This window comes from Micromonospora sp. NBC_00389, assembly GCF_036059255.1.
Lineage (GTDB): Bacteria > Actinomycetota > Actinomycetes > Mycobacteriales > Micromonosporaceae > Micromonospora.
On the sequence record NZ_CP107947.1, the window covers coordinates 6,647,989 to 6,661,072 of the forward strand.

Below are 13,084 nucleotides of genomic sequence, written 5' to 3' on the forward strand. Positions count from 1 at the left end.
GGTCACCCACCGACCAGCGCGGTCAGCCGCAGGAACACGACGGGCTCGCCGGGGCGAAGCACGATCTCCTCGTCGAGCCGCTCGACCTGGCGTCCTCCCACGAACAACACGAACACGCTCCGCTCGAACGCCCGACACGCCCGAGCCACATGCTCGGCGACGTCCGGCGAATCGAGTTGCGGTGAGGGCATCCGGACCATGCCGGTGGATGCCTGTGCCCGGATCTCCGCCGCGGAAAGATACTGGCGATCGAGCACGGTCTGGCAACGCGTGGCGTCGACGCCCAACGACCGGATCTGCTCCTCAACCGCCCTGCGGATCAGCTCCCGCACCGTCGCACGTTCGCTCGCGAGCTCGACCAGAACGTCCGGCATGCCGGACCGATACGCGCCGGACACCACTGCACGCACCTTCACCTGCAACACCGACATGTGTCCATCCTGTCAGCCGCAACTCAGCAGTGGCGCATCGTGCCGGCGCTGCTGCCACACCGGTGTCCAGGGACCATCGACCGTGAGCGATAACATCCCGTACGTCAAGTCGTAATGTTCGGGGTTCACCAGCCGGTGGCGCACCGCAGCCGACGTCAGCGGGCGGGATCGACGAGGACGCCGGGGTTGAGGATCCAGGACGGGTCGAGGGCGCTCTTGGCGGCGCGCAGTGCGAGCGCGATCGGGTCCGGACGCTGCCGGTCGTACCACGGTCGGTGGTCGCGGCCGACGGCGTGGTGGTGGGTGATGGTCCCGCCGGCGGCGAGCAGCGCGTCGGAGACGGCATGCTTGACCTGGTCCCACTGTGCGAGGGTGGCGCCCCAGCGGCCGGTGGCGTACACACCAAAGTAGGGAGCGGGGCCGTCCGGGTATACATGCGTGAAGCGGCAGGTGACCACACCGGTCGCGGCGACGGCGCGCAGCGCTTCGCCGGCCGCGGCGAGCACGGCAGCGCGCAAGGCGGGGAATCGATCCCAGGTGCAGGCGGTCTCGAACGTCTCCACGATCATCGACCGGGCGGCGAGCGCGTCGCGCTGGTACGGCATCCGCAGGAACGCTGACCGCCAGGCGTCGGCGGCGGCGGTGCGCTGCCGTGGGCCGGACGAGTCGTCGCTGCGGGATGGCTCCGGCAGGGTTCCGCCGTGGTCGCGGCACAGCTCGACGGCGCGGTCCAGCCATGGTGTGACCGGATGGTCTGCGGACTCGAATCCCAGGACGAGCACGCCGCCGGTGGTGGCGGCGCCGGCGTTGAGAAGCGCCTCCACCGGGTCGAGCAGCCGGCAGTTGCTCGGGTGCAGACCGGACTGGGCGATGGCCCGGGTGGCGGTGACCGCCCCGTCGTAGTCGGTGAAGTGCACCGAGGCGCCCGCCCGCCAGCGGGGCCGGTCCTGCAGCCGCATCCACGCCTCGGTGATGACGCCGAGCGCGCCTTCGGAGCCGAGGAACAGACGGTCCGGGGACGGCCCGGCGCCGGAGCCGGGCAGCCGGCGCGACTGGCTGGTGCCCGCTGGGGTGATCACCCGCATCGACTCCACCAGGTCGTCGATGTGGGTGAGGACGGTGGCGTAGTGACCGCCGGCGCGGGTGGCTAGCCAGCCGCCCAGGGTGGAGAACTCGAACGACTGCGGGAAGTGCCGCAGGGTGAGGTCGTACCGCCGGAGTTGGTCCTCCAGCGCCGGGCCGAACACTCCGGCCTGGATGCGGGCCGCCCGGCTGGTCGGGTCCACCTCCAGCACCCGGTCGAGGCGCCCAAGGTCGAGACTGACCGCCGCGGGATACGCGTCACCCAGCCGCGGCTCCACACCGCCGACCACTGACGATCCGCCGCCGTAGGGGATTACCGCGATGTCCCGGCCCGCGCACCAGTCCAGCACGTCGACGACGTCCTGCTCGGTCACCGGCCGGACCACCAGGTCCGGCGGGTCGTGGACATCCCCGTGCAGGTTGCGGACGACGTCCCGGAACGCCTTGCCATGGGTGTGCGCCGCCCGGTCGGCCGGATCCGTCGAGCACAGCCTGGCGAGTGACGTCGGCGGATTGACCCGCGGTGGGCGCAGGCCGAGTTCGTCCACCGGCGGCGCAACGTGCTCGGTCAGGTCGACGTCGGGCAGCAGGGTACGCACCCGGGTTGCCAACGCCGTGGCCTCCGCGCCGGTCACTGCGTCCTCGACGTTCCCCCAGCCCCACCACGAACGGCCTTTCCCGGCCATGCGGCCTCCCCGCCGTCCACCATCGCCAGATCGACTCGCCGGTAACGTACATCGACGGCCAGCACCGCGTCGATGCTGTCGTGCTGGTCAACGCCGCCTTCCAGCCCCGGATCGCCCGGTTGTCACCGCCGCTGCCCCTACTCCTCCTCGGCGAACACGACCTCGCGGCGCCTGCGAATCGTCGGGAGGACGGCGACGACGAGCGCTGCCACGGCCAGGGCCAGAAGCACTGCGGAGATCGGTCGGGTCAGGAAGACCGACGGGTCGCCGCGGGAGATGATGAGCGCCCGCCGCAGGTTCTCCTCAAGCAAGGGACCGAGGACGAAGCCGAGCAGCAGTGGCGCCGGCTCGCAGCCGCACTTGATCAGGATGTAGCCCAGGATCCCGAAGAACGCGATGGCGTAGACGTCGTACGCGTTGAAGGCCAGGGAGTACGTGCCGATCGCGGCGAACAGGATGATCATCGGGAACAGCACCTGGTACGGGATGCGCAGCATGCGCACCCACAAGCCGATCAGCGGCAGGTTCAGCAGCAGGAGCAGCACGTTGCCGATCCACATCGACGCGATCAGGCCCCAGAACAGCGCCGGTTCGTCATTGATGACGTTCGGGCCGGGGGTGATGCCGTGGACGATGAACGCGCCGACCATCAGTGCCATCACCGGGTGGGCGGGCAGACCCAGGGTGAGCAGCGGGATGAACGACGTCTGTGCGGCGGCGTTGTTCGCCGACTCGGGGCCGGCGACGCCCTCGATCGCACCGCGCCCGAACTCCTGCGGCCGCTTCGAGATCCACTTCTCGACGGCGTACGAGGTGAACGAGGCCAGCACGTGGCCACCGCCAGGCAGGACGCCGAGCGCGGCGCCGAGACCGGTGCCCCGCAGAATCGGGGCGACGATCCGGCGCCGGTCTTCGCGGGTCGGCCAGAGGTTCTTCACCTTGCTGACGACCGCCGTTCGGGTCTGCTCGTTCTCCAGGTTGCGCAGGATCTCGGCCACCCCGAACATGCCGACGGCGACCGACACGAAGTCGATGCCGCCGTACAGCTCGCGCTGGTCGAACACGAACCGGGGCGTGCCGGTGTAGATGTCCTGGCCGACCGTGCCGAGCAGCACGCCGAGGGCGATCATCGCCAGCGCCTTGAGCGCCGTGCCACGCGCCAGCGCGATCGACACGATCAGGCCGAACAGCACGAGCGAGAAGTATTCGGCCGGGCCGAACTTCAACGCGACGCTGGCCAGCGGTGGGGCCGCCACGGCCAGCGCGACGGTGGCCACCGTACCCGCGATGAAGGACCCGACCGCAGCGGTGGCCAGGGCCGGGCCGGCCCTGCCCTGGCGGGCCATCTCGTGCCCGTCCAGCGCGGTGACCGCCGCCGACGACTCACCGGGCAGGTTGATCAGGATGGCGGTCGTCGAGCCGCCGTACTGTGCGCCGTAATAGATACCGGCCAGCATGATCAACGCCGTCACCGGCTCGAAGCTGAACGTGATCGGCAGCAGCATCGCCACCGTCGCCGTTGGCCCGATGCCGGGCAGCACGCCGACCGCGGTCCCGAGCAGCACTCCCACGAAGCAGTAGAGGACGTTCTGGACCAGGAAGGCGGTCGAGAAGCCCAGCGCGAGGTTGTCGAGAAGTTCCATGCCTCAATCCGGATGCCGCGTCAGAACCCCAGCCAAGGGCCCCATAGCGGGATCCGCAGCTGAAGTCCGACGACGAAGATGAGCGTGCTGGCCACGGTCAGCCCGGCGGCCACGGCCAAGGCCGTGAGCAGCCGTACGCGTGAGCTGGCCAGCGTGGTGAGCAGGGCGGTCACCGCCGACGTCGGTACGAATCCGAGGCGCCGGACGGTGAATCCGAAGAACACAACCGCGAGCACGATGGCGGCGACCGCACGCCACGGGATCGGTCCGAACGAGATCACCTCGCCGGCGATCAGTCCCTTGATGACAATCGCCAGGCCCAAGACGGCCACCGTCGCGCCGACCAGCAGCGGGAAGGCGCCGGGGCCCATCCGCAGTGGGGTGCCCAGCTCATAGCCGAGCGACCCCACCACGAATGCACCACCGATCAGGACGAAGACTCCCCCGGCGAGGACGTCCGGAAACGACCGACGGCGCTCCACCTCAGGAGACCTTGACCCCGGCGTCCGCGATGATCTTCCCCCAGGTGCCGAGCTGCTCCTCAAGCTTGGCCCGGTGCGCCTGCGGGGTCGCGTCCTGGGCCGGGACCGGCGCGGTGCCGAGCTTGGCCATCTGGTCGATGACCCCTTGGTCGGCCAGTGCCACCTTCAGCGCCTCGGACAGCTTCTCGACGATCTCCTGCGGCGTGTCGGCCGGGACGTAGAGACCGTGCCACACGCTGACCTGAAGCTGGGGCAGCCCGGCCTCGACCGTGGTGGGCAGGTCGGGAAGGCTCTTCACCCGCTCGGGCGTGGTGACCGCGTACGCCTTCACCTTCCCCGCGGCGATCTGGCCGCTGGTGTTGGTCGTCTGGTCACACATGAAGTCGACCTGGCCACCGACGAGGTCGGTCAGCGCGGGGCCGGTGCCCTGGTACGGGACCTCTTGGAGCTTCACACCAGTGGCGGTCTGGAACAGTAGGCCGCACAGGTGGGACGCGGCGCCGATGCCGGCGTTCGCCAGCGTGACCTTGTTGGCGTTCGCCTTCACGTGGGTCACGAGGTCCTGGAGTGTCGTGGGCGCGAAGTCCTTGCGGGCGACGACCGTCATCGGCACCTCGGTGACGAGCCCGACCATCTCGAAGTCCTCGAGCGGCTTGTAGCCCAGGTCCTTGTACAGGGCGGGTGCCGTCGACATGCCGATGTGGTGCATGAGCACGGTGTAGCCGTCCGGTTCGGCCCGCGCGACCTCGCCGGCACCGACCGTACCGCCGGCACCCTCGACGTTCTGGACGACGACCTTGCCACCGAGTTTGGCGGCCATCGGCTCGGCGATCATTCGGGTGACCGTGTCCGTCGGGCCGCCCGCACTGAACGGCACGACGATCGTGATGTTCTGATCCGGGTAGCCTGCGGCGTCGCCTCCGCCGTTGGCACCTCCGTTGCCGGAACAGGCGGCTACGAGCGTGACGACGCCGATCGCGGCGATCATCCGCGCGGCGGCCCGGTACCTGCTGGTCTCTCTCACAGCGGCCTCCTCATCAGCGCATGCACATACCTCGGTGAGTGAGTGGCCCCCAGTCTCGACTGGTCGGGACGCGGATGGTGTCAGAGAAATCCCAAGAACTCGCGGGCTGACACCAGGGCCGGCCCGGGCCGTAGAATCCGCTGGTATGCGGATAACCGTCATCGAGGATGACGACCGCGTGGCGCTGGGTCTGGTGACCGTCCTGACCCAGGCGGGCTTCGAGGTCCACCGCATCGCCACCGCCGCGGAGGCCGTGCGTGCCGCACCGGCCGACGTGGTCCTCGTCGACCTGGGTCTGCCCGACGGCGACGGGCTCGACGTGATCCGGAAGCTGCGTGACCACCCGGAGACCGCCGTCATCGCGGTCACCGCACGGTCCGAGGAGCACGAGCGGGTCCGTGGGCTGCGCGCCGGCGCCGACGACTACATCGTCAAGCCGTTCGGCATCGCCGAGTTGCTCGCCCGGATCGACGCTGTCCTGCGGCGTACCCGGGCGGCTCGTGCCCTGAGCCAATCGGACGAGCCGCTCCTGCTCGGCCCGATGCGGATCGGCGTCGGCACCCGCGAGGTCACCGTCGACGGCACGCCCGTGGCGTTGACCCGCAAGGAGTTCGAACTGCTCCTGCTGCTGGCCCGGCGGGCACCCAACGTGGTCAGCCGTGACATCATCCTCGACCAGATCTGGGGCGCGACGTGGGAGTCGTCGAGTCGCACCCTGGACACCCACATCGCGGCGTTACGGCACAAGCTCGGGACAGACGTGGTCATCCGCACGATCCACGGCGTCGGCTATCGGCTCCTGGCCGACCAGCCGGAGCTGATCGGCTGACGCGCCGTGCACCGCCGCCTGCTCGTCGTCCTGGTTCCCCTCGCGGTGCTGCTCGTCGCGGCGCTCGGGGTGCCGCTCAGCATCACTGTGGCCGAGCGGGAGATGCAGGAGACGTACGTCAACCGGCTCAACGACGTCGGGCGGTTCGCCTCGCTGGCCGAGACCGCGCTGGCGACCGGGCGGACCGAGGCGCTGCAACAGGAACTGACGCGCTACCACGAGCTCTACGGCATCCCGGTCGCGCTGGTCGACACGTCGGGCAATGTGTTGCTCGGACCTGCCGATGCGTACCGGGAGGCGGCGCGGACCGAGCCGACGTTGCCCCGGATCGTGACCGCGGCGCTGGCCGGGGCGCGGTCCGAACCGTCCTGGGAATGGGCGCCGTGGGACGACTCCGCACTCGTTGTGGCCGAGCCGGTGGGTCGGGACAGTGAGGTCGTTGGCGCCGTCGTGACGATCTCCGACCTGTCGAAGACACGCGAGACCATCCTCGTACGCTGGGCCCGGCTCGCCGGGCTCGGGCTGCTGCCGTTGATCGCATTGGCGGCCGTCGCCTGGCCGGTATCGGCGTGGGTGCTGCGGCCGGTGCGGAAGCTGGATGCGGCGACCTCGCGGATCTCGGAGGGCGACCTGACGATCCGCGCCGACGCCGAGGCCGGCCCGATCGAGCTGCGGCGGCTGGCGGCGTCGTTCAACACCATGATGGACGCCGTCGAGAACGCCGCGCAGCGGCAGCGGGCGTTTGTGTCCGACGCGTCGCACCAGTTGCGCAACCCGTTGACCAGCCTCCGGCTCGCGGTGGAGAGCCTCGCGCCGCACCTGCGGCCGGAGGGCAACGGGCGGCAGGTGTACGACGTCGCCGTCGACGAGCTGAAGGCGATGCAGCGGATGCTGAACTCGCTGCAGGCCAGTGCGCGGATGGAGAGCCTGCGGACGGCGTCGCCGGTGGATCTCGACGAGGTGCTGGCGACCCGGGTGGACCGGTGGCGGGCGTTGACGGCGACGGCGGGGCAGACACTGGCGGTCGACGTGCCGCCGGGGCTGCGGCTGCTGGAGCCGCCGGGCGGACTGGGCAGCATCCTGGACGAGCTGATCAGCAACGCGTTACGGCTGTCGGGCGCGCAGGCGGTGGAGGTGACCGCCCGCGTTGTTCCCGCTGATGTGGGCGAAGGAAACCGCAACAGCTCCGCGACGGGAGGCGTGGTCACCGTCGCTGTCCGCGACGACGGGCAGGGGATCGACGTTTCCGAGCGGGCCCAGGCGCTACGACGGTTCTGGCGGTCGCCGCGGCACCAGAACGTGTCCGGAACCGGCCTGGGACTGGCGATCTGCGCCGACCTGGTCGGGGCGGCCGGGGGCGAGCTGCGGCTGGAGGAGGGCCTGCCGCGTCCAGACGGGTCCGGGCACGGGTTCGCCGCGGTGGTCGCGTTGCCGGTCGTTCCGCAGGTGGCGTCGTCGTCCGGCGCCCCGACTCCGTCGCCGGTCTGAGGACCCGGTCGCGTCGCTGTCTCTGGTCAGCGCTTGCGGTCGCGGAACCAGGCCGCTGCGCCCGGATGGAGCGGAACCGATGCGGTGGAGATCCCGGTACGTACGTTGATCTGCCACGCTTCGGGAACGGCCGCGGCGTCACCGCGACTGGCGGAGGTGATCGTGCCGGTGTGCGTGAAGATCGTGTCGGTGATGGCGTAGACCAGGTCGTCGGGCAGGTCGTTGCGCGCGAGCAGCACGTTCGGCACGGCGACGGTGCGGGTGGCCGGGATGCCGGCGTAGGCAGTCGCGTGGATCATGGCGGGAGCGTAGGGACCCGGGTACGCCCCGAAGAGCGCGTCCGCCTGTGCGTCCAACGGGATCAGCCGGATCGGGTGCCGCTGCGCCAGCTCCGTGATGGCGGGTGTCGGGACGCCGGTCAGGGAGAACATCGCGTCGATCTTGCCGTCGCGCAGTGCCGCCGCCGATTCCGCCTGGCTGAGGTACCGACCGTCGGCGTTCACCGGGCCCAGCTTCAGAACCCGCAGCGATGTGAACTCGGTGCCCGAATTGCGGGCACCGAGGGATATGCGCTTGCCCTCAAGGTCCCGGAACTCTTCGATCGCTGAACCGGCCATGACCACGAGATGCAGATGACTGTCGTAGAGCCGGCATACCGCCGAGAGCCCTTCGGGCGCGCTGCCGTCGGTCGTGATCAGCGCATCCAGGCTCGTCAGCCCGAGGTGCGCCTCGCCGGCCCGCAGCATCCGGATGTTGTCGGTGGACGCCCCGCTCGGCACGGTGGTCACCGTGGCACCCGGCACCTGCTCGGAGATGTGTTCGGCCAGCGCACCGCCGATGCGCCGGTATACCGCACCCGCCGGCCCGGTGGCCAGTCGCAGGTGAACCTCGTCTGCCTCGGGCTGCGGGGAGCAGCCGACGAGCAACCCTCCGGCGGCCAGGAGCACCGCCCGTCGGCTGATCCGTGGCTCCAGGTTCAGCACCATGCCGAGATGATACGGACGGTGACCGTCGGTCGCCGATGACCTCAGGGCGCCATCAATGCATCGCAACCACGTCACCCTGCGCCGCCCTCCGGCAAGGTCTCATCGACGTCAACCCGGCGCGCTGGTGCAGCCCGCCGGGACTCCCCCAGCTCGCCTCCCGACGGGCCCTTCCGGCGCGACCGGTTACCGCGTCACGGGCAGGGTGTCCGCGCGCAGACGTCGATGACCTTGCCGGTGAGTAGGAACACCGCCTTCTGTTTCTGGGCTCCGGCCTGGGCGCGCGGGAACTCGTGCGGATCGTCGCCGTACTCCGGCCCGGCCGGGGCGAGGTTGGTCGGCGGTGGCGCGTAGGCCGCACCGCTGTTCCAGATCACGATCGCCGAGCCGGTGTACGGGTACCTGCGGATCGGCGTGATGCCCCAGTACGGGCGCACGTCCAGTGACCAGCCGTCGGCGAGCGCGGGGGTGTGCAGGCGGGCACCGATGGTGCGCGCCTGGACCTCCGCCGCGGCGGGCGATACCTGCTGGTCGCCGAAGGCCACGTGCATCAGCACCTGGTGTGCCGGGGTGCCCGGCAACGGCCGGTCGGTCATGTGCTGGGCGTACCCGTTGGCCTCGGATCGGTCCCACAGCATCTGCAGCAGCGCGAGGATCAGCTGCTGGTCGACCTTGTCCGGGTAGTAGCCGTCCATGATGGTCTGGAACGGGGCGAAGTCCACGCTGCGTTGCAGCAGCGTGGAGTAGTTCATCGCCGGTACGCCGAGCACCGACCGGGTCCAGTCCTGGGCGATGGCGGTGAGCGCGCCGCCGTTGATGCCGCCCTGGCTGTTGCCGTCGTAGTGCAGCCCGCCGGCCACGTTGATCAGCGGCCGTGCGCTGGCGTCCCGGAACGCCGGGTGGGCGGCGAACCCGCCCGGGTGGATCATCGCGCGGCCCAGGAAGAGGAAGTTCAGGTAGCTCTGCTGCAACCGGTCCGCCACTGCGGGGAAGGCACTGAGGTCGGTGAAGGCGCCTGCCACGTAGGGGACGTCGGCGGCGGCCATGCCGATCCAACTGGTCGCGCAGTAGGTGAAGTCGTACGTGTTCGACATCGTCTTGACGTTGCCGGCGTTGATCTCGGTCGGCCTGCCGAGCAGGCCGTGGCCGTAGAGCGAGAGGTGCGCCGGCTTCGCGGCCGAGGCACTGCGCGGGATGTTGCAGACGAAGTCCGCCGCCACCGTCGCACCGGACGGCGTGGGCAGGGCGTTCGGCGTCAGCGGCGTCCCACCGCCGCCGGCCGGCCCGTAGTGCAGCCGGGAGCCGGGCCCGCCGTCGCCGGTCAGATAGGACGGTACGCCGATGGTGCCGGTCACCTGCCGAGCGATCAGCGGATCCTGCTCGGGCGAATAGTCGGTCACCTGGGTGACGGTGAACGACGGTGCGGCCCGGCGGAGGGCGGCGAACGCGCCGTCCCGGACCGCCAGCATCCGCCCGGTCAGACCGTGCCGGCTGGCCACGGTGAAGTCCCAGGCGAGGTAGAGACTGTGCCGCTTGACGCCGGTCCTGGACAGGTCGGCGATGATCCGCTTCATCTGCGGGACGCGACTGTCCCGATGGCCGAGGCCGGCACCGGTCACGTACGACGTGAACGCCTTCGGCGCCGGGATCAGCGCCCCGTTGCCGTCGCGCAGGCCGCGCAGGCCGACGACGTACCGGGTGCCCTCGGTCAGCGCCACCGCCGGCCGGATGATCAGCAGCTGCCGGTCCGGCTGGCCGGCGGCGTGCGCGTCCAGCTCGGCCCAGTACGGCGTGCGCTTGCCGGTCCGGGCGTCGAGCAGCACGATCGGCGCGTCCGGCGCCAGCGAGCGGCCGATGTCGGTGACCGGCGCGATCCCGGTCGCTGCGGCGTCGAGGCCGGGCACGCGCACCAGGATCGGTGAGCCGGGACTGAACCCGTCCTGCCGGTTCCATTCCGTCGGGTCGATCGGGGTCCCCTGCACGTTGGCGGGCATCGCGGAGGCCGCGAGCCGCACCCGCTTGCCGGTGGGGCTGGTCCGATCCGGCACGGTGAAGTAGTCGTTCGGGAACGGCAGCAGGCAGGCCGTCGGGTCGATCGGGTCGCAGCTCCGGTGCCCGGCCGATGCGGGAGTCGCGGGCGGTGCCGCGGCGGCGGCCGGGCCGAGCAGGACGGCGCCTGCGGTCACCAGCACGGACACGGCGAGACGGAACCGTCTGGGTGTGGTCACGCGCATCTCCCTCGACACAGGACGGTGATTCGACGCAGGGGTCGACGGTGGTGGGTGGATCGTCGTGTTCTTCCTACGCTCGTGAAACGATCTCGGCAAGAGGGTCACGGAGAGGACCGAGCACCCGCCGCGTTGAGGTAGGTGAGGACGGCGAGGACGCGGCGGTGGCCGCTGTCGGTCACGACGAGGCCGAGCTTGGCGAAGATGTTGCCGATGTGCTTGTGTACGGCGTTGTCGGTGATGACAAGCTGCTGAGCGATCGTGTCGTTGTCGTGTCCCTGCGCCATCAACGCGAGTACCTCGCGTTCGCGGGGGGTGAGCGCGGCGATCGGGTCGCCGGCGCGTTGGACGAGTTGCGCGATGACCTCGGGGTCCATGGCGGTGCCACCGGCGGCGACGCGGCGCAGCGCGTCGACGAACTCGTCGACTCGGCTGACGCGGTCCTTGAGGAGGTAGCCGACGCCGCCGCCGGTGGTGGAGAGTAGTTCGGCGGCGTACTGCTGCTCGACGTATTGCGACAGCACCAGGACCGGCAGGCCGGGGTGCTCTCTACGGGCCTGCAGAGCGGCTCGGATGCCCTCGTCGCGAAATGACGGCGGCAGCCGGACGTCGACGATGGTGACGTCGGGTTGGTGGTCCCGCACGGCGGTGAGGAAGCCCGCCGCATTGTCAGCGATGGCGGCGATGTGAAAGCCCACGCGGTTGAGCAGCAGCTCCAGCCCGGTGGACAGCAGCACGTTGTCTTCGGCGATCACTACCCGCACAGCAGCTCCATGGTGATGGTCGTCGGCCCGCCGACCGGGCTGTCGACGTCGACGGTGCCGTCGAGCGCGAGCACCCGACGACGGATCCCGGCCAGGCCGGTGCCCCGCCGATCGTCGGCGCCGCCGGTGCCGTTGTCAGTGATCATTACCGACAACCGGTCTGCCGTGCGGCTGACCCCGACGCTGGCCGCGGTCGCATGGCTGTGCCTGACGACGTTGGTCAGTGCCTCGGCGACGGCGAAGTAGACGACAGCCTCCACGGCCGCCGGGACCCGTCCCAGGTCGCCGATGTCCAGTCGGGTCGGCACGCCGCAGCGGGCTGTCACGGCGGTCAGAGCGCCGTCGAGGCCCCGGTCGGCGAGAATCGGCGGATAGACGGTGCGGATCACCTCGCGTAGCTCTGTCATCGCCTCTTCGGTTCCCTCATGTGCGTCCCGAAGAAGTCCTTCCACGAACTGCTCGTCCCGCGGATTGTCGGACAGCGCCTGCCGGGCCACGGCCAGCCGCATCGCGATGGCCACCAGCCGGGCCTGGGTACCGTCGTGCAGGTCGCGCTCGATCCGGCGCAGCTCCGCTCCGTGTGCGTCGAGCACGTCCGCCCGGGTGCGGGTCAACACGGCGACCCGGTCGGCGAGCTGTTCGACCGTTGAGTGCGACAGCACTCCCAGGCAGATCCGGGCGTGCGCGCGAGCGATCGGCGGGAAGACCAGGTACGCCAGCGCGGCGAGCAGCAGGATCTGCAGTGGCCCGAGGGTGAGCGCCGTCGCCCAGCCGGTCACCGGAATATCGATGAACAGCCGTGGCCGGTCCTGCAGCCTGAAAGCCCACCAGAGTGGTGTCGCGATCGTGGCGAGCAGGACGTTGCCCGCGCACAGCAGTGCGGGCAGGCCGAGCGCTACCCCGGTCATGGCGTTCACTGGCAGCCAGAGCAGGTCGCGGCGCGTGGTCGGATCGGCCCAGGCTCGGCGTCCCGTCGCGCGCAGGGCGGGACGCGGTGCCGACGGCGTACCGAGCAGCCGGCCGGCGCGGTCACGGTGCCTTTCCGCCCAACGCCGGGCGAGCCGCGGATGGCACAGCAGCGGCAGCGCGAGCACCGTGGCGATCCCGGAGGCCAGCGATCCCAGCAGGTAGACCCCGCCGCGCCACACCTGCACCCACCGCCGACCCGACGTCACAGGATGCCCTTTCTGCGCACCCACGGAGGCAGCGTCCCTTCGAGTTCCCGACACGGCGTGAAGTCTGCCCTGTGGCTGCCGCCCGCGGCACTACAGCCAGCTGTACCTCAGATCCGGTGGTAAGGGGTAGTGGTTCGCGCCGACATGACTCGTAGCGTCGGACGGCATGAGGTTGAACAGCAGAAACCCATCGAGGCGACGCGTGGCACTGGCCGAGGCCACCGCGACCGACTCGCTACAGCCGGGTGCAAGGACGTCGTGTACGTAC

General features: G+C 70.4%; 11 protein-coding genes. 2 read left to right on the top strand and 9 right to left on the bottom strand.

Features of this window, described 5'->3' with window-relative positions:
* Positions 1-2 precede the first annotated feature (2 nt).
* The 5 genes from OG470_RS31460 to OG470_RS31480 form a co-directional block, all read right to left on the bottom strand.
* A complete protein-coding gene (locus OG470_RS31460) occupies positions 3-431 on the bottom strand; it encodes a hypothetical protein (protein ID WP_328418178.1) in 429 nt (142 codons plus the stop codon).
* A gap of 155 nt (positions 432-586) precedes the next feature.
* Positions 587-2,200, bottom strand: a complete 1,614-nt coding sequence (locus OG470_RS31465) for an FAD-binding oxidoreductase (RefSeq protein WP_328418180.1) — start codon at positions 2,198-2,200, stop codon at positions 587-589.
* Between the two features lie 137 nt (positions 2,201-2,337).
* Complete coding sequence (locus tag OG470_RS31470; protein ID WP_328418181.1) at positions 2,338-3,843, bottom strand: tripartite tricarboxylate transporter permease; 1,506 nt, start codon at positions 3,841-3,843, stop codon at positions 2,338-2,340.
* A gap of 20 nt (positions 3,844-3,863) precedes the next feature.
* Complete coding sequence (locus OG470_RS31475) at positions 3,864-4,325, bottom strand: tripartite tricarboxylate transporter TctB family protein (protein WP_328418183.1); 462 nt, start codon at positions 4,323-4,325, stop codon at positions 3,864-3,866.
* Position 4,326: 1 nt separating this feature from the next.
* Positions 4,327-5,349, bottom strand: coding sequence for a tripartite tricarboxylate transporter substrate-binding protein (locus OG470_RS31480; RefSeq protein WP_328418185.1), 1,023 nt, complete (start codon positions 5,347-5,349; stop codon positions 4,327-4,329).
* A 145-nt stretch (positions 5,350-5,494) separates the two neighbouring features.
* Between OG470_RS31480 and OG470_RS31485 the strand changes: the two genes are divergently transcribed.
* Both OG470_RS31485 and OG470_RS31490 read left to right on the top strand, forming a co-directional pair.
* Positions 5,495-6,178 (top strand): response regulator transcription factor, encoded by a 684-nt coding sequence (locus tag OG470_RS31485; RefSeq protein ID WP_328418187.1) that lies wholly within the window; start codon positions 5,495-5,497, stop codon positions 6,176-6,178.
* Between the two features lie 6 nt (positions 6,179-6,184).
* Positions 6,185-7,666, top strand: coding sequence for a sensor histidine kinase (locus OG470_RS31490; RefSeq protein WP_328418189.1), 1,482 nt, complete (start codon positions 6,185-6,187; stop codon positions 7,664-7,666).
* 26 nt (positions 7,667-7,692) lie between these two features.
* On the opposite strand, the gene OG470_RS31495 is transcribed toward OG470_RS31490, so the two are convergent.
* From OG470_RS31495 to OG470_RS31510, 4 genes are all read right to left on the bottom strand, one after another.
* The gene (locus OG470_RS31495) at positions 7,693-8,652 is read right to left on the bottom strand and encodes a TAXI family TRAP transporter solute-binding subunit (RefSeq protein ID WP_328418190.1); all 960 of its coding nucleotides are present in this window, start codon (positions 8,650-8,652) and stop codon (positions 7,693-7,695) included.
* A gap of 191 nt (positions 8,653-8,843) precedes the next feature.
* Positions 8,844-10,877 carry a hypothetical protein gene (locus tag OG470_RS31500; protein ID WP_328418191.1) on the bottom strand — a complete coding sequence of 678 codons (2,034 nt, stop codon included), beginning with the start codon at positions 10,875-10,877 and terminating at the stop codon, positions 8,844-8,846.
* Positions 10,878-10,981: 104 nt separating this feature from the next.
* The gene (locus OG470_RS31505; protein ID WP_328418193.1) at positions 10,982-11,641 is read right to left on the bottom strand and encodes a response regulator transcription factor; all 660 of its coding nucleotides are present in this window, start codon (positions 11,639-11,641) and stop codon (positions 10,982-10,984) included.
* Entirely contained in the window at positions 11,632-12,840 is a 1,209-nt protein-coding gene (locus OG470_RS31510) for a sensor histidine kinase (protein WP_328418194.1), read from the bottom strand. The genes OG470_RS31505 and OG470_RS31510 overlap by 10 nt, the downstream gene beginning before the upstream one ends.
* Positions 12,841-13,084 lie beyond the last annotated feature (244 nt).

What these genes read in the sequence shown, in the direction of transcription:
- OG470_RS31460 (WP_328418178.1), bottom strand. Translation starts at nt 431, where the DNA reads ATGTCGGTGTTGCAGGTGAAGGTGCGTGCAGTGGTGTCCGGCGCGTAT.
- OG470_RS31465 (WP_328418180.1), bottom strand. Translation starts at nt 2,200, where the DNA reads ATGGCCGGGAAAGGCCGTTCGTGGTGGGGCTGGGGGAACGTCGAGGAC.
- OG470_RS31470 (WP_328418181.1), bottom strand. Translation starts at nt 3,843, where the DNA reads ATGGAACTTCTCGACAACCTCGCGCTGGGCTTCTCGACCGCCTTCCTG.
- OG470_RS31485 (WP_328418187.1), top strand. Translation starts at nt 5,495, where the DNA reads ATGCGGATAACCGTCATCGAGGATGACGACCGCGTGGCGCTGGGTCTG.
- OG470_RS31495 (WP_328418190.1), bottom strand. Translation starts at nt 8,652, where the DNA reads ATGGTGCTGAACCTGGAGCCACGGATCAGCCGACGGGCGGTGCTCCTG.